Source organism: Hymenobacter norwichensis DSM 15439 (assembly GCF_000420705.1).
Classification (GTDB): Bacteria; Bacteroidota; Bacteroidia; order Cytophagales; family Hymenobacteraceae; genus Hymenobacter; species Hymenobacter norwichensis.
In genome coordinates, this window is record NZ_ATVL01000010.1 from 189,205 (window position 1) to 207,890 (window position 18,686).

Genomic DNA, 18,686 nt, shown 5'->3' on the forward strand with positions numbered 1-18,686 from the left:
TTGGTAAGTGGTCTGTGCACCAGCTCAGGCAGGGCCTATAACAAGCCGACAAATTTACAATGTGGATCTGCTATGTACGCTGCTAAGCGCTACAAAGAAGGTAGCGGCGCTTATTGCCAGGGTAGCGCTTAAGCTACCCAAACCGGCGCAAGTTGCCAGCTCCGTAGCGAGTAGTGTGGTTAGGAGGAGTACCTTTGAATAGAATAATTTCAGCTACCACGGCTGCCCGTCGGAACAAAAGGTATGATTTATCCCACCTACGGTCCAATCCGTTACTTTTGGCCCCGATACCTAGCCCATTCGCTCCGCCCCATGCATTTCGACCGGAAAGACTACGCCAACGACACGCTACTTTACCTCTATCAGCACCTGCTGAAGCCGCGTCTGATTGAGGAAAAAATGCTGATTCTGCTGCGGCAGGGTAAGGTAAGCAAGTGGTTTTCGGGCATTGGGCAGGAAGCCATTTCGGTGGGTAGCACGCTGGCCCTAGAGCCCGACGAGTACATCCTGCCACTGCACCGCAACCTTGGCGTGTTCACGGGCCGCAACGTGCCCCTCGACCGGCTGTTTGCGCAGTGGCAAGGCAAAACCACCGGCTACACCAAGGGCCGCGACCGAAGCTTCCACTTTGGGACCAACGAACACCACATTGTGGGCATGATTTCGCACCTCGGCCCCCAACTGGCCGTGGCCGATGGCATTGCCCTGGCCGATTTGCTGGACCGCCGTCAGAAAGTAACCGTGACGTATTCCGGCGATGGAGGCGCCAGTGAAGGCGACTTCCACGAGGCCCTAAATGTAGCCGCCGTGTGGCAGCTACCCGTCATCTTCATCATTGAAAACAACGGCTACGGCCTGAGCACGCCCAGCCGGGAGCAGTTCCGCTGCAACTACTTCATCGATAAAGGCCCCGCTTACGGCATGGAGGCCCTGCAAATCGATGGCAACAACGTGCTGGAAGTGTACGACACCGTAACCCGGCTGGCCGAAGACATGCGCCGTAACCCCCGCCCTGTGTTGCTGGAAGCCCTCACGTTTCGGATGCGCGGGCACGAGGAAGCCAGCGGCACCAAGTACGTACCGCAGGAGCTGTTTGAGGAGTGGGCCCAGCGCGACCCGGTGGAAACCTACGAGAAGTGGCTGCTCGCCGAAGGCATTCTCGACGAAGAAGCCCGCATGCGCTTCCGCGAAACCATCAAGCGCGAAATCGAGGAAGGCTTGAAGGTGGTTGACGCCGTGCCCATGCCTACGGCCCAGGTAGAGGAGGAGGTAGGCGACATGTATCGCGCCTTTGAGCCGGATACTTCCCTGAACCTAGCTCCCAACAACCAGCAACCAACCACCGATAAGCGTTACGTTGATGCTATTTCCGATGGATTGCGGCAAAGCATGGAGCGCTACCCCGAACTGGTGCTCATGGGCCAGGATATTGCCGATTATGGCGGGGTGTTCAAAATTACTGAGGGCTTTGTAGCGCAGTTTGGCAAAAGCCGGGTGCGCAACACGCCGCTCTGCGAATCGGCTATTATCGGGGCTGGACTAGGGCTGAGTGTCAAGGGGAAGAAGGCTATGGTGGAAATGCAGTTTGCTGATTTCGTGACCTGCGGCTTCAACCAGATTGTAAACAACCTCGCCAAAAGCCACTACCGCTGGGGCCAAAACGCCGACGTAGTGGTGCGCATGCCTACCGGCGCGGGCACGGCCGCTGGCCCGTTCCACTCGCAAAGCAATGAGGCGTGGTTTACGCATACGCCTGGCCTGAAAGTGGTATACCCCAGCAACCCCCACGACGCCAAAGGCCTGCTCTGCGCCGCCTTCGAAGACCCGAACCCGGTGCTGTACTTCGAGCATAAATTGCTGTACCGCAGCGTGTCGGCGCCAGTGCCCGATGCATATTACACCACGCCCATTGGCAAAGCGGCGCTGGTGCGGCAGGGCGAAACCATCAGCATTATCACCTACGGGGCGGGCGTGCATTGGGCCTTGGCTTTGGCCGACGAGCTGAACCTCGACGCCGACATTTTGGATTTGCGCACCCTGCTGCCCTGGGACCAGGAAGCCGTGCGCGAAACCGTGAACAAGAACGGCCGGGTGCTGCTGCTGCATGAAGACACGCTCACGGGCGGCCTAGGCGGCGAAATCGGGGCTTGGATTGCCGAACACTGCTTTGAGCACCTCGATGCTCCCATTCAGCGCGTGGGCTCCCTGGATACCGCTATTCCATTTTCGCCCACCCTCGAAAAGCAGTTCCTGCCTCAGCAGCGCCTGCGCGAAGCCGTGGACAGGCTGCTGAACTACTAAGAAATGGTTGGCGGCTTAGTGGAGCGTTCCGCTAAGCCGCCCAGATTAGGCCCGGCAACTATAGCGCATTATATAGGCTCAATACGTAGTAAATCATGAAAGTAAAAAATCTATCTATTCTATTAATCAGTGGCTTACTAGTGCTTACAGAAGCCGGCTGCCACCGCTACGCGCTGCCCAGCCCCAAAGGCCCGCCGCAGCCTAAAGTGAAGAAAGCGGCCAAAGGCTCCGACGACGCCAATGCCGATGGTAGCGCTGCTAGTGCGGAACCAGTGGAAGTGAAACCCCAGAAAAACAGCTACGACAAAAACGGTTTGCTCAAAAAACCTAAATACGAGCGGCGCCGACGCACTCACAAAGTGGGGCAACGCAAGTTTTTGGGCATTGTGCTGCCGTTCTAAGTGCCTCACAGCTGCTTGGTTCTGCTTTAGAGTGGCGGCACTGTTTGGATAGATTTTTGCCTACGGAGCAGCTTGTGGTATATCGTTCTTTCTGTTTCTCCTTTAGTATTCCCGGTTAGATGCGCGCTTTTATTTTACTCCTGGCACTGGCGCTAAGCAGCAGTGCGGCCTTCGCCCAAACTGTTGAGGTTAAGCAGCGGGCCGCCAACCGCCGCGCCCTGCGCGACGCCCGTAAGTATCCGGCTCCTTACAAAGATTCGCATCTCGACGTAGAAAAGTCCGACCTCAAGCAGGGTGGCGGAGGCCGGCAAGAACAGCCTAATGATGGCCGGGAAAGCTACCGGTTCGACAACACCGGGGCAGCGCGCGTAAGTGAACCTAGCACCATTAATCTGCGTCTTCGTAAGAAGAAAAAAGAATAGCAAATACCGTGAGTAGCTGGGCGGGGTTGGTAACGCACCACGCAAGCCCTGCTCAGCTTCTCAGTTACTCAATTAACTTTCCCCATGATCCCCTGGCAACCCCTAACCCAACCCGAGCAGCTACAGGAAATTGTGCGCGAATCGCACGAGCAGCCGGTGCTTATCTTCAAGCACAGCACAAGTTGCTCTATTAGCGCCGCCGCCAAAGGCAAAATCGAGCGGCAGTGGGCCGATGCTGGCCTTGCCGATACCAAGCTCTACTACCTAGATTTGCTCCGCTTCCGGCCGATTTCCAGTGAAATTGCCGAGCAGTTCGGCGTACGGCACGAGTCGCCGCAGCTGTTGCTCATCCGCGACGGGGAATGCCAGTACAACGCCTCACACATGGGCATCCGGCTGAGCGACGTAAAAAGTGCGGTTGGTTAATTTCGCTTAAAAATTCCGGCGTACACGTACGAATAGCTCACTCTAAACCAACTGGTTGGCCTTGGCCGGCCTCTTTGGTTTAGAGTGGGCTATTGCACTTCAACTCATTTACTTAACCTACGTATTCGAACTGAACCTCCTGCCGGATTTCCGGGTTGAGGCTAAGAGCCACCGGGCAAGTACGGGCCGCGTTTTCCAGCGTAGCGCGTTCTTTGGAGCTAAGCGTAGCAGGCAGCTTGAATTGCACATCAATCTGCCGGATGCGCCGGGGCTCAGCGGCCATGTGTTTCGTCACGTCATACGTAACACCAGCCAGATCAACATTGAGGCGTTCGGCCACAATACCCATAATGGTCATCATGCAGCTTCCCAAAGCAGCACTTACCAAATCGGTCGGCGAAAAAGCTTCGCCCCGACCGTGGTTATCGACGGGTGCGTCGGTGAGGATGGTGTTGCCGGAGGCAGTGTGCGTGGCTTCGGTACGTAAATTACCGGCGTAGCGGGCGGTGGCGGTGTTCATATTTCAGGAAGTAAGCTAGGTAACAAGATGATGCCCGTAAATTTACGTACTTTCGATAGGGTAGGCCCAGGCTTCCCTTACAGTTCCGTTTGCCAGCCCACTTTAGCTCCCCCGCTTCCCTTGCGACATCTACTTTCTCTGACCGGTTTATTGGCTGTACTGACCAGCTCCGCGGCTCAGGCTCAAGGTTCGTCCTCTCCCGCCAACGATGATCCTTCGTACCGCAAGGAGTTTGTGTACGGCCTCAATTTCAACACCCGTGGTGGTCTGATTGGTGGTGTTTCGGTGCGTTCCACCCGCGTGCTCACCGAAAACTGGGCGCGCTACTGGTCTATTGAAATGGTGGAGGTGAAGCACCGTAAAGAGCAGCGCCTAGCCAGCTACAATGGCGGCACGTTTGTGCTTGACAAGGCCAACTATTTCTTTGTGCTGCGCCCTTCCGTTGGCGCGCAACGCGTGGTATTCCGTAAGGCCGCCGAATCGGGGGTGCAGGTGAATGCCTTGGCATCGGTGGGGCCATCCATCGGGTTGGAAATGCCTTACTACATTTATTACGACTACACCCAGCGCGATTCGCGGGGCAATCCTATCGGCGGTGAGGATATTCGTACCGAGCAGTTCGACCCGAATATTCATACAAACCCTGGTACCTACGTCATCGACCGAGCGCCGCTTTTCACCGGAGCCAGCGAGATAAAGCCTCGTATTGGTGCCCACCTACGGGCAGCCCTTAGCTTTGAATACGGCCGCTACCGCGACGCGGTAGCCGGTATTGAAACGGGTGTGCTCCTAGAAATGTATGGGCAGCGCCCTATCATTCTGCGTGCTCCTAACGTGGCCGACAAAGACATCAATAACCGCTTTTATCCTTCGGTGTACCTCACCATCTATCTGGGGTCGAGAAGTTGATTGAAAGACGATTTCAACTTGCCTGTGAGAGGTAAGAGTTGTTTCAGCGGCGTGGAAGCGCCTGTTGGAACAATTCTTACCTCTCGTTTCTTATAAGGCACTGCCTAGCGGAGCGGGCCTACGTTACAGGTCACATTTCAGTTTCGTTTATAGGCGCTTACTTCTGCGTTCTACTGTACCTTTGTATTATGGATGATCTGTTGTTGACTTTGCCCATAATCCAGCCGGCCCCACCTGCGCCTGCTAAGGCCCGTAAACCCGACTGGCTGCGTGTGAAGCTACCCGTTGGTCCCGAGTACGCCGCCGTGCGCCGCCTCGTTGACGAGCACAAGCTGCACACCATCTGCGAAAGTGGCAACTGCCCGAATATGGGTGAGTGCTGGGGTGCTGGTACGGCTACCTTCATGATTCTGGGCAATGTGTGCACCCGCTCGTGCTCGTTCTGCGCCGTGGCTACCGGCCGCCCCACTGAGTACGACACCGATGAGCCCCGCCGCGTAGCCGAAGCTATTCAACTGATGGGGGTGAAGCACGCCGTTATCACCAGCGTCAACCGCGACGAGTTGAAAGACCGGGGTGCTAGTATCTGGAACGAAACGGTGGTGCGTATCAAGCAGCTTTCGCCTACTACTACCATCGAAACGTTGATTCCGGATGTGAAAGCCAACTGGGAAGCGCTAGATCTGATGATTGCCGGCGGCCAGGAAGTGGTATCACACAACGTGGAGACTGTGGGTAGCCTCTACCGCCTCGTGCGCCCACAAGCCAAATACGACCGGAGCCTGGAGCAAATCCGGCGCACCAAGGATGCCGGCAAGCGCACCAAGTCGGGCATCATGCTTGGCCTAGGCGAAACTAAAGACGAGATGTATAAAGCTATGGACGACCTAGTAGCCCACGGCCTCGACATCCTGACCCTGGGCCAGTACCTGCAACCAACCAAGCGCCACCTCGAAGTAGCCGAATTCATTCACCCTGACTTGTTTGCGCACTACCGCGAAGAGGGCTTGGCGCGCGGCCTGAAGTATGTGGAAAGCGGCCCGCTAGTACGAAGCAGCTACCACGCCGAGCGCCACGTAAACGTGCCCATCTAGAGCCTGTAAGTGAACTTCACTTGATATTACAAAAAAGCCAGACCTGCACGGGTCTGGCTTTTTTGTAAGTGCTTTCTAAAGCCCTACATGCCTTAGATAGGCGTCGTTGTTGACGTACATAATGTATGTTTTTTGGCCGGTGGGGGCACGTTCCAGGTTCTTTTGAGCCGCGGCCAGCAAGCGGCGGCTCTGCCGGCCCATGCGGTGGCTCCAGAACACCACCACCGTATAGTCGGCCAACGACTCCATGGCCTGTATGCGGCTACCTCCCACTGTCCGCAGAAACGGCGCCAACTTCGTGAAGGAAAGCATGCTGTCAGTGGGAGCCTGTGAGACGGGTGGGAATACCTCTAGCTGGTCGTTGTGGTTCCAGTCGAGGTTAGGAAAGCCACCGGCGTAGCAATTCACATAATACGAAATAAGCTGACCAGCGCGGTTGTAGTACAGCAGTTGTAAGGGCTGGGCGTGGTTTTTGGCCACATCCTGCAAGGCCAGCGGCTGCCGCTTCAGGAACTCGTAGTAGCTGACATCCAGCGCAAAGCTTTTGCCGGGTGCCACCCCCACACCGTACTCCTGCGCGTACTCACTTACCTGCGGGTAGTCAACAGCATCGGGCTGCCGCATGCCATACATGCTTTCGGCCACGGTGGTGCAGCCCGTAAGGCCTTGGCTGGCGAGCCAAAGCAGTGTAGCAATCAGCCAACAGGAACGCGGGGTGGAAGTCATAGTATAAGGTACAAAAAAAGCCTCTTCGAATGGAAGAGGCTTTTCAGAAATGTTCAACGGGTGCAACTACCTGTTTGGTCTTTTAAAAACGGTTATATTTTCTCTCTGTCCATTAGAAAATATGATGTGTAGTATATAGGTGCCAGCAGTAAATCTGTCTGTATTAATACGGGCTATTGATTGATTATTGATGTTTAATTGCCCTGTATATGCAGTGCGACCTACGATATCTGTTACAGATAAATAAGCAGGCCCACTCAAGCCTTGTGGAATATTAATATAAAGCTCTTGATCAAACGGTACTGGCCATGTCTGCAAACCTATTTTAGCAGAGTGTGGAGATAAATTATTAAGGACGCTATTAAATTCGTAAGCCCCTACATCAGGCGATACACTGCTTCGTATATTACCCAATATGTCAGTGTTAATATCGCTGATGCGAGTGCCCATATTATCCAAGGCTAAATTAGTGGGTAATAATGCTAGCCTACCTGTAAAATTAGGATCATCATTACGTGATTGTATATCACGGCCAGTAGCGACTTTCCAGTTAGATAATGTAGCATGTGAAGTAAGGCTATTAATAAATAAGTTGCCTGTTACAACATGTGGGCTGACGGAAACTACTAACGCATTATTATCCCAAATCACGGGTGCTATTCCAGAAGGACTTTGGTTTCGTGGAATACTCCAATCAACTACAGAATGGTACGATGATGAATTTATTGCCGTAACTGTTGTGCGGTTTACTAATAAATTATTAACCACTTGTAAGGGGGAATTTGAAGCATCAGAGTAATTTACAGATAATGCGGCGCTACTATAACCAACCCATGGTGCGCCAGTTACTTCCACCGTATTATGATTTATGCGTAACGAGTTAGTTGTATATACTCCTGCCGACACAAACAACCCTACTGTATTGCCCCCACGTGTAGGGGCAGGAGTAGAAGCCGTTACAACATGGCGTAGGCTTTGGATTTCATTGTTATAGACAGAAACCTGGTTTGGTACTCCGGCGGTAGCACCTTGCCGAATATAAATGCCGGCTATATTACAGGAAGGATATGTTGTGCCTGCGCTAGGGTAGTGGAATTCCAAGTCGCGTATTCTGTTACCTGATACGATAGTTTTTCCTGAGGCAGTATTAATGTCGATTCCGTACACAATATTATTTTGACCGCATATCCCCTGGATTATATTATTCTGTATACGTAATCCTTTTATGTTACTAAAACTCATGCCATACGCTTCATATCCACCGGATAAATAACCAATGTTGCGTAATGTTCCATCACCCACTGTAGTGTTTAGTACCTCTACATCGTAATCTGCAAGGCCTTGAAATGAATTTGATTCAATTCGGATTCCGCGAACAGCTTGGCGGATAAGTATATTTTCGTAACGCGTATGAGCATTTGATGCTAACGTGTCGGTAGTACCAGGAAGCGTATAACTATTTTGTCGTATTCCAGTACTGCCACTTCTACTCTGGCTGAGAGTGATGGTAGAGTTTTTTATAATGATATAACGTGCGCCATCACTATAAGCATAATTCTTGATATAGAAGCCATTATCTGGTCCGCCATTGACACTGGCTACATCGATGCCATCAAATGTTATATGGTCTGCTCCTTCAATGATAAATCCAGCTGTCACATATCCTACTGCCACTACTGGATTTAAACCAATTCCGGCTTTCTGAAAGGTCACAGGATGGAGGTTGTCGTGCTCTATTGTTGGCGGCTGCTCTACAAAAGTTTGTCCGGCTGCTACATTGAAAATAACTGGAGCAGAAGTATTCTCTGTCCGAAGTGCCTCTATAGCCGCTGTAAAGCTTTGGTAATTTCTAGCACTAGCTGGTAGATTCTGATTAATAGTATACGATCCAGCTAAAGCTGTGCTTGTTCCACCAGCTCTGTTGGAAAAAGCTAGCGGTAAATTATAACCTGACCGTGCATATTGCTTGCCCATAACCGTAGCACAAGCTAGCCAAACAAAAAGACTGAGTAAGCTTTTTCTCATGTGAATATAAATTTACAATAGCGCAAATTAAGCTATAAAATGCATAAGTATTTAAATGCAAAAAACCGTTTCCTCAACTTTGAGAAAACGGTTTTTAAATCTTATGCTATCTAAAAGCAGTTCTTAACGGCGGGCGTTGGTATCGGTGGGAGGGTATGTGCCCAGAATACCGTTAACAATGCGGTGCACTTCTTCTTCGGAAATGCTCTGGTTGTCAACCTGCGCCTGGCCGCTGCCACGCCATGCTAGTTCTTTACGCTTGGCATCCACTAGGTCGATAATAACGGTGCCGGCTTTGTATTGCGTAACGGGCGTGTAAGCACCGCGGCCGTAATAGCCGTAACCATAATAGGGGTAGCCCAGGCCGTTGTAATAAGGCGAAACCTGCTGCTTCTCCTCAACCTTAGCGCTGTAGGCTACAAACAGGTCAGGGTTCTTGTCTACGCGGGTCAGGCCCTTGGTGGACAACTCCCGCTCCACGGCGGCTTGCAGGCGCTGGTCCAAGAACGACTCATAGCCTCTAGCAGGGCCGCCCTCGGCATCTACCGTTTGCTGTGGGTACCAGGCCCAAGTTTTATAAGCCCGGAAATTTACAGAATGGTCGAAGTCGGAGGTAACCCCAACGCGGGACGACGTAGCGCAACCCGTAACACCTAGAAGCAGGGAAAAACCGATAGCCACCAATGCGGCTGGTCGGGCAAAGAGGCGAGTGATGAATTTCATAATACAAAGAAGGTGGAGAAAAGAAACATTTAGCACTCAAAAACTGTGCCCAGTGGCCAGAATCAGGCTTTGTGTTGCTTGCTACTTTAACGTTTGCGGCACTGCCAATGTTCCCGCCAACCGGATATAGAGAGGCTATGCTATTAAAATTATTCCGAGAAAACACTCTTCCTATTTGAGAATCTATTTACCTTCCCAAACCTTAATTCCCGATAATGAACAAAACTGTACTCTTCCTTACTAGCCTACTAGGTTTAGCAGCGTGCACCGCTGCCAAAGAAAACACCAGCAGTGTGAGTTCCAGCACGAAAGTGGTAACGCACAATACCATTGTGGACTGCGTGCTATACGACGGCATGACCAAAGAATCGGCGCAACTGCTGAGCGTTGGTCCGGGTGCGCAGGTACAGGTAACTGATACCGTGGACGTATACTTTGTGAAAGCCCGCGTCATTAAAGACGGCAAAACTATCAGCGGCTTTATGTACCGCACTTGCTTCCCACAGCGGTAGTATAAGTAGCAACAGTGCCCGTGGGGTGTTGCTGCTGCGTACGCGCATAGTATGTCTAGTTCTTCTCTGTAATACGGAACAGCGCCTGGTGGCAATCCAGGCGCTGTTCCGTATTGGTGTTCAATTCAATAGACAGCGCCTTAAAACTCCAGGATGAAGCCGATGGTAGGCGTCACGGTGGCGTCGGTGTCTTCGAGCAGCAGCGGGATGCCGTTGGAGCCATCGGGGCGGATGGGCTGCCCGTCCGTAGTGGCGAAGCCAGAGTTGTCGGGTAGGCGCTGGAACGTGTAGTCGGGAGGGCCGGGGTTGACGAGCACGAAGGCATTCTGGATGTCGATGAACAGGTCTAGCGACACGCGGTTCCAGTTAAGGCGTTTATCCAGCCGGAAATCGAACTGCTGGAAGTTGCTCAGGCGCTGGATGTTGAGCTGGTTGTAGTCGAGTACGCCGCGGCCCGTGGCAAGGTAGCTGGCCTGCGAAGCGGGCAGGTTGTAGGGCGTGAATGGCGAACCACCCGCAAAGCGGTACTTGAAGCCGGTTTCCCAGCCCCGGTTGAACTTGCGCCCGAGCAGAGCCGACGCCAGAAACCGAGAATCCCAAGCCGAAGGCTTGTATTGACCATTTAGGCCTGTAAACTCCGACCGGAAGCCGGTTAAAGAAACCACCGCAAACACCTTTTTGGTAAGCTTCTGCTGAAAGAACAACTCCAGCCCGTAGGCCCGGCCCCGGCCCGTACTCGTGACGGCCTCGTTGCCCAAGGCCGCAAAGTCGCCGCCAAGGTTGGCCAGACTCAGCCCGTCGCGCACCGACACGGGGTAGTAACGGTACTTCTTGTAGAAGCCTTCCAGCGTGAAACGGGTTGCGGCGGCGGGCAGCCATTCCAGGCCGGTCACGTAGTGGTCGGAGCGGATGTAGCGGTTGCCTTTGTTCACCAAGCGGCCTGCCTCGTCGTGGAAGCCCAGAATGGTGCTCGGCGGAATCTTGTAATAGCGGCCTACCGAGGCATTCAGGTTCAGCTTCGGGAGCAGCGCGTAGGACGCCGACACCCGGGGCGAGAGGGTCCGGAGCAGGTTGCGGCCGTCGTCGGTGAACGAGTTGCCATCGGTGCGGATGCCGCCGGAAAGCGTCAGCCGGTCACCTTCCAGAAACGCGCGGGTGAGCTGGGTGAAGGCCCCAAACCGAGCAAAGTCTACGTCGGTCTGGAACCGGACATCGAGGCCCGGCTGCAAGGTGTTGCCCTGCGCATCGAGCACGGGCCGGCGTACTCGGTTGAAAAAGCGGTTGTCGTATTCGATGTACTGGCCCACAACGCCGTAGCTGTAGCGCCACTTGCCCAGGCTGCGATTCACGTCGGCGCGGAGCTTGGTTTCCACTTCGCCGGAGCGCGTAAGCAAAATGCGCTGGCTTTCATCGTCTTCCTTACCGTCCTGAAACAAATCCAGCTTGTTGTTGAGCTGGGTGCGGCTCAGCGCCACGTTCAAATAGCCGTTTTCAATGAGGTGGCGCAACGACAGCCCCACCGTGTAGTTCCACTGCTTGATTTTGGGCGTTCGGCGTAGTGTAATTTCCTTTTCCGGGCTGGAATTTTTGGGCACAGCCAACTCAAAATCATCGATGGCCCCAATGCCGAGGCTGGTAAGAGTGGTTTTGGGGCTGAGCTTGGTGGTGGTTTTGAACTGGAAATCCCAGTAGCCAGGCCGGATGGGAATGTCGAGTACCTGAAACAACAGTTGCAGGTAGGAGCGGCGGGCTGAAGCCAGGAACGTGGTGTTTTTGGTGAGCGGGCCTTCCAGCGTACCAGCCACTTCGGTGCCACTCAGGCGCAGATTGCCCTGGAGCCGGTCGGGGTTGCCGTCGCGCTGCCGGAACTGGAGCACCGAGCTGAGCGTGTTGTCGTAGCGGGCATTGAAGGCCGAGGAACTCAGCGTCACGTCTTCGATAAAGGACACGTTCAGAATGCCCGTTGGGCCGCCCGCGCTGCCTTGGGTTTGGAAGTGGTTGATAACCGGCACTTCAATACCGTCGAGGTAGTACACGTTTTCGTTGGGCGCCCCGCCCCGGATGATAATGTCGTTGCGGAAACCAGATGTGCCGCCGGTGCCCCCGCCTCCCACACCGGGCAGGCTCTGCACCACCTTCGAAATGTCGAAGTTGCCGCCGGGGTTGCTCTTGATTTCCTCGCTGTTGACGCGCTGTACGCTCAGCGGCGTTTCGGCCGTGGCCACCCGAATGGCGCGGTTGGCTACCACTTGCACCTCGCCCAACTGCTGTGCCCCAGTGGCTAACTCTAGGTCGATGATGTTAGCGTTGCCGCTGTTTACCTGCACGTTAGCTCGTAGTAACGCCTCGTAGCCCAAGAAAATGGCGCGTAGGTTGTAGCTGCCCGTCGGGATGTTGGTGAGGCGGTAGCGGCCAGTAGCATCGGTGCTGGTGGCTAGTTCCGTGTTTTCCAGTAGCACCGTCACCCCCGGAAGTACTTCCTGGGTGGCCCGGTCACGCACGATGCCCGTAATGACGCCCGTAGTCTGTGCCGAAGCAGCAATGCTCAGCAAGCAACACCAAGTAAAAAGGAGAAGAAGTAGACGCATAGTGCAAGCAAGAAGAGAGAGTTTTTCACCTCTAGGGCGACAGGCAACTTAAACTTGATTGACTGTATAATGTTTGTAAACATGCCAAATGTGTAAGATGTGATATGGTAACACATAGTATAAGTATTGTCTACTCCTTTGATCAAGGCTTTTTTGTTGCTTTGTAGTAGCTGCTCCACTCGGAGACATTAATATGGATTACTCGCTTTTGCGCTTGCTGCTGCCTTACCTGGAAGACTACCAACGCCAACAGACGGCAGCAGCCAGCACCCCAGTTGCCGATGCCGCTCAGCTGGCGGGTTTCGCTACGTGGCTGCACCAGCAGCTTACGCCCCAGCAGCACCTCGACGCTGTGGCGCGCCAGGACCGCCGACCGGGTGAAACCTACGAGTCGCAGATTGCCATGTACAATACGTTTCTCTACCGCTACGCCCGCAGCTATTCCCGGCTAGCGCTAGAAGACACGCCCCTCGTTTCCTTCGACGATTTCACGTACCTGGCTACCGTTTACGGTCGGGGGCCACTCAGCAAAACCGAACTGATTCAGCGCAACATTCACGAGAAGCCCGCCGGAACCGAGGTAATCAAGCGGCTGCTCAAAAACGAGTTGGTCCAGGAAGAAAACAGCCCAACCGACCGGCGCAGCAAGCTGCTCACCATCACCGACAGCGGCAAGAAGCTGCTGTTCGTGCTGCTGGCCCGCATGAGCCAAGTGGCCGAAATGAGTGCCGGAAACCTTTCCCCTGACGAGCGTCATCAGCTAGTAGCGCTGCTGCTCAAGCTCGATGCCTTCCACAACCCGATTTTCCTGGCCCCCCGCGCCAGCTCGCTCGAAGAGTTGCAGGCCCGGTTCTTCCCAAACGTGCCGCCCCCTTTCTGGCCAACCCCGGAAGCAGATAGCACCCATACCGCCCCCGAAACACCTATGGAGTAGGAAGCCAGCGTGGGCTATACTGTAGGTGGAAAGCAGCCAGACGTAAAGTGAAAAGGCCCGGAACATATTGTTCCGGGCCTTTTCACTTTACTTGAGACATGCCTAGTACGACGGTCCTTTATCGGTTTCTACCAGCTTCTCTTCGGCGTCGGCGTATTCTTCCACCGAGGTGCACGAGCAGATCAGGTTCCGGTCACCGTAGGCCGAGTCGATGCGCGATACGCTAGGCCAGAACTTGGCGGCGCGTACATACTCGGTGGGGTACACGGCCTGCTCGCGGGTGTAGGGGCGGTTCCACTCTTCGGTCAGGACGGTGGCGGCGGTGTGCGGCGCGTGCTTGAGCAGGTTGTCTTTGGCATCGGCGCGGCCAGCTTCCACCTCGGCAATTTCCTTGCGGATGCTTACCATGGCTTCAATGAAGCGGTCCAGCTCCTCCTTGCTTTCCGACTCAGTAGGCTCCACCATCAGCGTGCCCGCCACCGGGAACGATACGGTGGGCGCGTGGAAGCCGTAGTCCATGAGGCGCTTGGCAATATCTTCTACCTCGATGCCCGCCTTCTTGAACTGCCGGCAGTCCAGAATCATTTCGTGGGCGCAGCGGCCGTTAGCGCCGGTGTACAGCACGGGGTAGTGCTCCTCCAACTTGGCTTTGATGTAGTTGGCATTCAGAATAGCCATACGGGTGGCTTCCGTCAAACCCTCGCCGCCCATCATGCTGATGTAGGCGTAGCTGATAGGCAGGATGCTAGCCGAGCCCCACGGCGCCGACGATACGGCTCCCGTGGTACGGCCATCGGCATCAACTACTACGTGGCCTGGCAGGTAAGGCGCCAAATCAGCAACTACGCCAATGGGGCCAACGCCGGGTCCGCCGCCGCCGTGCGGGATGCAAAATGTTTTGTGCAGGTTCAGGTGGCACACGTCGGCCCCGATAGTGGCAGGCGAGGTGAGGCCCACTTGGGCGTTCATGTTGGCGCCGTCCATATACACGCGGCCGCCGTGCTGATGAATGGTTTCGCAGATGTCGATGATGGTTTCCTCGTACACGCCGTGCGTGCTCGGGTAGGTCACCATCAGGCAGCTCAGCTTGTCGGCGTACTGCGCGGCTTTGGCTTTCAGGTCGGCCACATCGATGTTGCCTTCCTCAGTGCTTTTCACCACTACTACCTGCATGCCCGCCATAACGGCCGAAGCGGGGTTGGTACCGTGGGCCGAAGCTGGAATCAGGGCAATGTTGCGGTGCTGGTCGCCGCGGGCATCGTGGTAGCCTTTGATGGCTAGCAGGCCGGCGTATTCACCCTGGGCCCCGGAGTTTGGCTGCAAGCTCACGGCATCGAAGCCGGTTACTTCGCAGAGCCAGGCTTCCAAGTCCTTGAAAATTTGGGTGTAGCCCTGGGCCTGCTCGCGCGGCGCGAAGGGGTGCAACCCACCGATTTCTGGCCAGGTTACCGGAATCATTTCGGCGGTGGCGTTCAGCTTCATGGTGCACGAGCCGAGTGCAATCATGGAGTGCGCCAGGCTGAGGTCCTTATTTTCGAGCTGCTTCATGTAGCGCAGCATCTCGTGCTCGGAGTGGTGCGTGTTGAACACCGGGTGCGTCAGGTATTTGCTAGTGCGCAGCAGAGCCACGGGCCAGTTCACCGAAATTTCGGCGGGCAGATCGGTGGCAGATGCCTCTTTGCCCAGCACCTTAGCGAATACGGCCACGATGTCGGCTACGTCCTCAATTTCGGTGTTTTGGTGCAGCGAAATGCCTACCTGCGTGTCGCCGAAGTAGCGGAAGTTGATGCCAGCGGCTTCGGCTTCTTTCCGCACGGCGGCTTGCAGCTCGGCGCTTTCCAGTTGAATATCCAGCGTGTCGAAGTAGAATTCGTTGCTCTGCTCCAAGCCCAGCGTTTTCAATGCCTGCTCCAGCACTTGGGTGTGAGCGTGTACGTTGGTGGCAATCTGCTTGATGCGCTGCGGCCCGTGGTAGACGGCATACATGCCGGCCAGCACCGACAGCAGTACCTGCGCGGTGCAGATGTTGCTGGTGGCTTTTTCGCGGCGGATGTGCTGCTCGCGGGTTTGCAGCGCCATGCGGTAGGCCTTGTTGCCGGCGGCGTCAATACTCTGGCCGATAATACGGCCCGGGATTACGCGCTTGAACTGGTCTTTAGTGGACAGGAAACCGGCGTGCGGCCCGCCGTAGCCCATCGGTACGCCAAAGCGCTGCGAGTTGCCCACGCAGGCATCGGCGCCCATTTCGCCGGGAGGCGTGAGCAGCGTCAGGGACAGCAAATCGGTGGCCACGGTTACGAACAGGTTGCTGTCGTGGGCTTTGGAAATGAAGTCGGTGTAGTCGTACACGGCGCCGTCGGCGGCGGGGTATTGCAATATGGCGCCGAATAGGCTCTCGTCGGTGAGGTCGGCGGTGCGGTGGTCACCTACTACCAGCTCAATGCCGAGCGGCGTGGCGCGGGTGCGCAGCACGTCAATGGTTTGGGGCAACACCTGCTCCGACACGAAGTAGCGCGTGGCGTTTTTCTTCTTGCTGAGCGAGTGGAACATGTGCAGCGTTTCGGCGGCGGCAGTGCCTTCGTCGAGCAAGCTGGCGTTGGCAATTTCCAGGCCCGTCAGGTCAATTACCATGGTCTGGTAGTTGATGAGGGCTTCGAGGCGGCCTTGCGCAATTTCGGCTTGGTAGGGCGTGTAAGCGGTGTACCAGCCTGGGTTTTCCAGGATGTTGCGCTGGATTACGCCCGGCAGTTGGGTGTCGTGGTAGCCCAAGCCAATGTAGTTTTTGAACAGGCGGTTCTGGCCGGCAATGCCTTTGAACTTCGCCAAAAAAGCCCGCTCCGTGAGGGCAGCGGGCAAGTTCAGCGGCTGTTTCAGGCGGATAGCGGCCGGCACGGTTTCGTCGATAAGCTGGTCGAGCGAATCGACACCGATGGCGCGTAGCATGTCGGCCACGGCAGCGGAATCAGGTCCGTTATGACGGTCAATGAATACGTCGGCGGCCTTGGGTTGGAGCAACATAAAGGAAAGAAGTCAGGTGGCACGAATGAGCGGCTGTGAGGCCTCAACAAAGGTAACTTGAAAAAAGCTTCCTCTGCTTGGTTTGCTTCCTTAATCGATTGACTGCTTAAAAGTTTGAGCAACGAAAGCAAGTGACCAGATTATACACCCCATAGCTCGGCGTTGGACTCGGCAAAACCTATAGATTTGACCCCGATTCCCACCCCACCCCAACCTATGCGTCCTATCACCATCGGCCTAATTAGAGAAGGCAAAAACCCACCCGACAAGCGCGTACCGCTCACTCCCAAGAAATGCGCGGAAGCCCAAGAGCAGTATCCCGGCCTACGCATCATCGTGCAGGAAAGCCCCCACCGCTGCTTCTCCGACCAAGAGTACCGGGACCTAGGGCTGGAAGTACGTGCCGATGTAGCCGACTGCGACATTCTGATGGGCGTGAAGGAAGTGCCTGCATCCGACCTGATTCCCAACAAAACCTATCTGTTTTTCTCCCACACTGTCAAGAAGCAGCCCGCCAACAGGGAATTGCTAAAAACCGTGTTGCGCCAAAACATCACGCTTATTGATTATGAGCTGATGACCAACCACGACGGCGGAGAGCGGATAGTAGCGTTTGGGCGCTGGGCTGGTATTGTGGGCGCTTACAACGGTCTACTCACCTATGGCCGCAAGCACGGCCTCTACAAGCTCAAGCCGGCTTATAAGTGCGTGGACATGGAGGACATGCAGGAGGAATTCTTCAAGGTGAAGCGCTTGCCGCCCATCAAGATGGTGGTAACGGGCACGGGCCGGGTGGCGCAAGGCGCGCTGGAGGTGCTGGATTTGATGGGGTTTCGGCGGGTGAGCGTCTACGATTACCTGTACCTCGATTTCAACGAGCCAGTGTATACCCAACTTCGTAGCTCCGACTACAACCGCCGCCGCGACGGCCGCGTGTGGGATACGCCCGATTTTCACCGCAACCCGCAGGAGTATGAGTCTACGTTCAGCAATTTTCTGCCTGTTACTGACCTGCTGATTGCCTGCGCCTACTGGCACCCGGCCGCGCCCCAGCTTTTTACAGAAACCGATACCCAGCGTTCTGACTTCCGCATCAACACTATTGCCGATGTAACCTGCGACGTAAACGGCTCCATCCCGACCACCAAGCGCAGCACCACCATCCCGGAGCCCGCTTTCGACTACAATCCGCAAACTGGTGAGCTGGAGCCGGCGTATTCCCAAGCCTTCAACATCACCATTATGGCCGTGGACAACCTGCCGTGTGAGCTACCCCGCAACGCCAGCCGCGACTTTGGCCGCCAGCTTCTCGACAACGTGTTTCCGCATCTGCTGGGTGAGCAGGGGCAAGACGACGTAGTGGAACGCGCCACTATTGCGCGTGCTGGCCAGCTCATGCCGCGCTACCAGTACCTGGTCGATTACGTAGCGTGAGTGTACGTAGGCTACCCGAGTGCAGTAATCATACATGCAATATTACCAATGGGCACCCACTAGTAGGAGTCCCACCACTGTAACAAATACTGCCAAAGTACCTACCCCAGCGCCGAAGCCTCCCGCTGCACTCCCAATTTTTCTGTTTTGTGCCTGCCGCTGATATCCCGATACGTAGTTGGGGTCTTGTAGCAGCTTAGCTTCTGGTGCTATGAAGTTGCGAGGTTTGGGCTTGGAAGCGGCCACAACTACTCCTACGATTGGGCCGCCGTAACCGGTCAAGACGGTAGCGCTATAGGTGCCCCAAAAGGCTCCGGGGGCCCGGTAATATTTGCGGGCATCAAGGCGACCTTTGGCATAAGCTTCTTCTTTAGACATGGGCTGCTCGGTAGGAGTCGCCATGGATTTCGTTATTACTTCCTTGGTGCCGTTGGCGTAGCGAATCAGAAAGACACTGCTAGCTGCTATGTGCAACGTGTCGAAGCGGCCGGCTTCACTGCTTAGGTATGCAATAGAATCGGGGGTGATAGTCAGTACTTTACCGGGTAGTTCTTCGCCGTTGGTTTGCAGAATAACATCCTGGGCGTGGCTTTGGGCAGCGAGTAGTAGCAGGATGCAAAGAATGAATAAGTGGCGCATACGATCTGAAAAGA

General features: G+C 55.1%; 16 protein-coding genes. 9 read left to right on the top strand and 7 right to left on the bottom strand.

Going from position 1 to position 18,686, the window contains the following annotated elements; translation table 11 throughout:
• Nucleotides 1–312: 312 nt before the first annotated feature.
• From G536_RS0118885 to ytxJ, 4 genes are all read left to right on the top strand, one after another.
• A complete protein-coding gene (locus G536_RS0118885; protein WP_026880371.1) occupies nt 313–2,301 on the top strand; it encodes an alpha-ketoacid dehydrogenase subunit alpha/beta in 1,989 nt (662 codons plus the stop codon).
• Between the two features lie 95 nt (nt 2,302–2,396).
• Nucleotides 2,397–2,702 (top strand): hypothetical protein, encoded by a 306-nt coding sequence (locus G536_RS0118890; protein WP_157530767.1) that lies wholly within the window; start codon nt 2,397–2,399, stop codon nt 2,700–2,702.
• A 119-nt stretch (nt 2,703–2,821) separates the two neighbouring features.
• Nucleotides 2,822–3,124 (top strand): hypothetical protein, encoded by a 303-nt coding sequence (locus tag G536_RS0118895; RefSeq protein WP_022825169.1) that lies wholly within the window; start codon nt 2,822–2,824, stop codon nt 3,122–3,124.
• 84 nt (nt 3,125–3,208) lie between these two features.
• A complete protein-coding gene (gene ytxJ / locus G536_RS0118900) occupies nt 3,209–3,550 on the top strand; it encodes a bacillithiol system redox-active protein YtxJ (RefSeq protein ID WP_022825170.1) in 342 nt (113 codons plus the stop codon).
• A gap of 112 nt (nt 3,551–3,662) precedes the next feature.
• Here the strand turns inward: ytxJ and G536_RS0118905 are convergent, their stop codons facing one another.
• On the bottom strand, nt 3,663–4,070 hold the full coding sequence (locus tag G536_RS0118905; protein WP_022825171.1) for an OsmC family protein: 408 nt from the start codon (nt 4,068–4,070) through the stop codon (nt 3,663–3,665).
• 120 nt (nt 4,071–4,190) lie between these two features.
• Between G536_RS0118905 and G536_RS0118910 the strand changes: the two genes are divergently transcribed.
• Both G536_RS0118910 and lipA read left to right on the top strand, forming a co-directional pair.
• Nucleotides 4,191–4,979: a hypothetical protein gene (locus G536_RS0118910; RefSeq protein ID WP_157530769.1), complete on the top strand. Its 789-nt coding sequence runs from the start codon at nt 4,191–4,193 to the stop codon at nt 4,977–4,979.
• A 200-nt stretch (nt 4,980–5,179) separates the two neighbouring features.
• Nucleotides 5,180–6,073 carry a lipoyl synthase gene (lipA, locus tag G536_RS0118915; protein WP_026880374.1) on the top strand — a complete coding sequence of 298 codons (894 nt, stop codon included), beginning with the start codon at nt 5,180–5,182 and terminating at the stop codon, nt 6,071–6,073.
• Between the two features lie 75 nt (nt 6,074–6,148).
• On the opposite strand, the gene G536_RS0118920 is transcribed toward lipA, so the two are convergent.
• The 3 genes from G536_RS0118920 to G536_RS0118930 all read right to left on the bottom strand — a co-directional run bounded on the left by G536_RS0118920 (nt 6,149) and on the right by G536_RS0118930 (nt 9,547).
• Nucleotides 6,149–6,799, bottom strand: a complete 651-nt coding sequence (locus G536_RS0118920) for a hypothetical protein (protein ID WP_022825174.1) — start codon at nt 6,797–6,799, stop codon at nt 6,149–6,151.
• Between the two features lie 66 nt (nt 6,800–6,865).
• Nucleotides 6,866–8,824 (bottom strand): hypothetical protein, encoded by a 1,959-nt coding sequence (locus G536_RS32285; RefSeq protein ID WP_157530771.1) that lies wholly within the window; start codon nt 8,822–8,824, stop codon nt 6,866–6,868.
• A gap of 123 nt (nt 8,825–8,947) precedes the next feature.
• A complete protein-coding gene (locus G536_RS0118930) occupies nt 8,948–9,547 on the bottom strand; it encodes a DUF4136 domain-containing protein (RefSeq protein ID WP_022825176.1) in 600 nt (199 codons plus the stop codon).
• Nucleotides 9,548–9,762: 215 nt separating this feature from the next.
• Between G536_RS0118930 and G536_RS0118935 the strand changes: the two genes are divergently transcribed.
• On the top strand, nt 9,763–10,059 hold the full coding sequence (locus tag G536_RS0118935) for a hypothetical protein (RefSeq protein ID WP_022825177.1): 297 nt from the start codon (nt 9,763–9,765) through the stop codon (nt 10,057–10,059).
• Nucleotides 10,060–10,199: 140 nt separating this feature from the next.
• On the opposite strand, the gene G536_RS0118940 is transcribed toward G536_RS0118935, so the two are convergent.
• The gene (locus G536_RS0118940) at nt 10,200–12,647 is read right to left on the bottom strand and encodes a TonB-dependent receptor (RefSeq protein ID WP_022825178.1); all 2,448 of its coding nucleotides are present in this window, start codon (nt 12,645–12,647) and stop codon (nt 10,200–10,202) included.
• A gap of 193 nt (nt 12,648–12,840) precedes the next feature.
• On the opposite strand from G536_RS0118940, the gene G536_RS28825 reads away from it, so the two are divergent.
• Nucleotides 12,841–13,581, top strand: coding sequence for a MarR family winged helix-turn-helix transcriptional regulator (locus G536_RS28825; RefSeq protein WP_022825179.1), 741 nt, complete (start codon nt 12,841–12,843; stop codon nt 13,579–13,581).
• 102 nt (nt 13,582–13,683) lie between these two features.
• Here the strand turns inward: G536_RS28825 and gcvP are convergent, their stop codons facing one another.
• Nucleotides 13,684–16,599 carry an aminomethyl-transferring glycine dehydrogenase gene (gene gcvP, locus G536_RS0118950; RefSeq protein ID WP_022825180.1) on the bottom strand — a complete coding sequence of 972 codons (2,916 nt, stop codon included), beginning with the start codon at nt 16,597–16,599 and terminating at the stop codon, nt 13,684–13,686.
• A gap of 216 nt (nt 16,600–16,815) precedes the next feature.
• Here gcvP and G536_RS0118955 point away from each other — a divergent pair, with 216 nt between their 5' ends.
• Entirely contained in the window at nt 16,816–18,033 is a 1,218-nt protein-coding gene (locus G536_RS0118955) for an NAD(P)-dependent oxidoreductase (protein WP_022825181.1), read from the top strand.
• A 42-nt stretch (nt 18,034–18,075) separates the two neighbouring features.
• On the opposite strand, the gene G536_RS0118960 is transcribed toward G536_RS0118955, so the two are convergent.
• Nucleotides 18,076–18,672: a hypothetical protein gene (locus G536_RS0118960; protein WP_022825182.1), complete on the bottom strand. Its 597-nt coding sequence runs from the start codon at nt 18,670–18,672 to the stop codon at nt 18,076–18,078.
• Nucleotides 18,673–18,686 lie beyond the last annotated feature (14 nt).

Coding starts and splice junctions, on each gene's coding strand:
- G536_RS0118935 (WP_022825177.1), top strand. CDS start 9,763: ATGAACAAAACTGTACTCTTCCTTACTAGCCTACTAGGTTTAGCAGCG.
- G536_RS0118955 (WP_022825181.1), top strand. CDS start 16,816: ATGCGTCCTATCACCATCGGCCTAATTAGAGAAGGCAAAAACCCACCC.
- G536_RS0118940 (WP_022825178.1), bottom strand. CDS start 12,647: ATGCGTCTACTTCTTCTCCTTTTTACTTGGTGTTGCTTGCTGAGCATT.
- G536_RS0118960 (WP_022825182.1), bottom strand. CDS start 18,672: ATGCGCCACTTATTCATTCTTTGCATCCTGCTACTACTCGCTGCCCAA.
- G536_RS0118890 (WP_157530767.1), top strand. CDS start 2,397: ATGAAAGTAAAAAATCTATCTATTCTATTAATCAGTGGCTTACTAGTG.
- G536_RS0118930 (WP_022825176.1), bottom strand. CDS start 9,547: ATGAAATTCATCACTCGCCTCTTTGCCCGACCAGCCGCATTGGTGGCT.
- G536_RS28825 (WP_022825179.1), top strand. CDS start 12,841: ATGGATTACTCGCTTTTGCGCTTGCTGCTGCCTTACCTGGAAGACTAC.
- G536_RS0118920 (WP_022825174.1), bottom strand. CDS start 6,799: ATGACTTCCACCCCGCGTTCCTGTTGGCTGATTGCTACACTGCTTTGG.
- G536_RS32285 (WP_157530771.1), bottom strand. CDS start 8,824: ATGAGAAAAAGCTTACTCAGTCTTTTTGTTTGGCTAGCTTGTGCTACG.
- G536_RS0118885 (WP_026880371.1), top strand. CDS start 313: ATGCATTTCGACCGGAAAGACTACGCCAACGACACGCTACTTTACCTC.
- ytxJ (WP_022825170.1), top strand. CDS start 3,209: ATGATCCCCTGGCAACCCCTAACCCAACCCGAGCAGCTACAGGAAATT.
- gcvP (WP_022825180.1), bottom strand. CDS start 16,599: ATGTTGCTCCAACCCAAGGCCGCCGACGTATTCATTGACCGTCATAAC.
- G536_RS0118895 (WP_022825169.1), top strand. CDS start 2,822: ATGCGCGCTTTTATTTTACTCCTGGCACTGGCGCTAAGCAGCAGTGCG.
- G536_RS0118905 (WP_022825171.1), bottom strand. CDS start 4,070: ATGAACACCGCCACCGCCCGCTACGCCGGTAATTTACGTACCGAAGCC.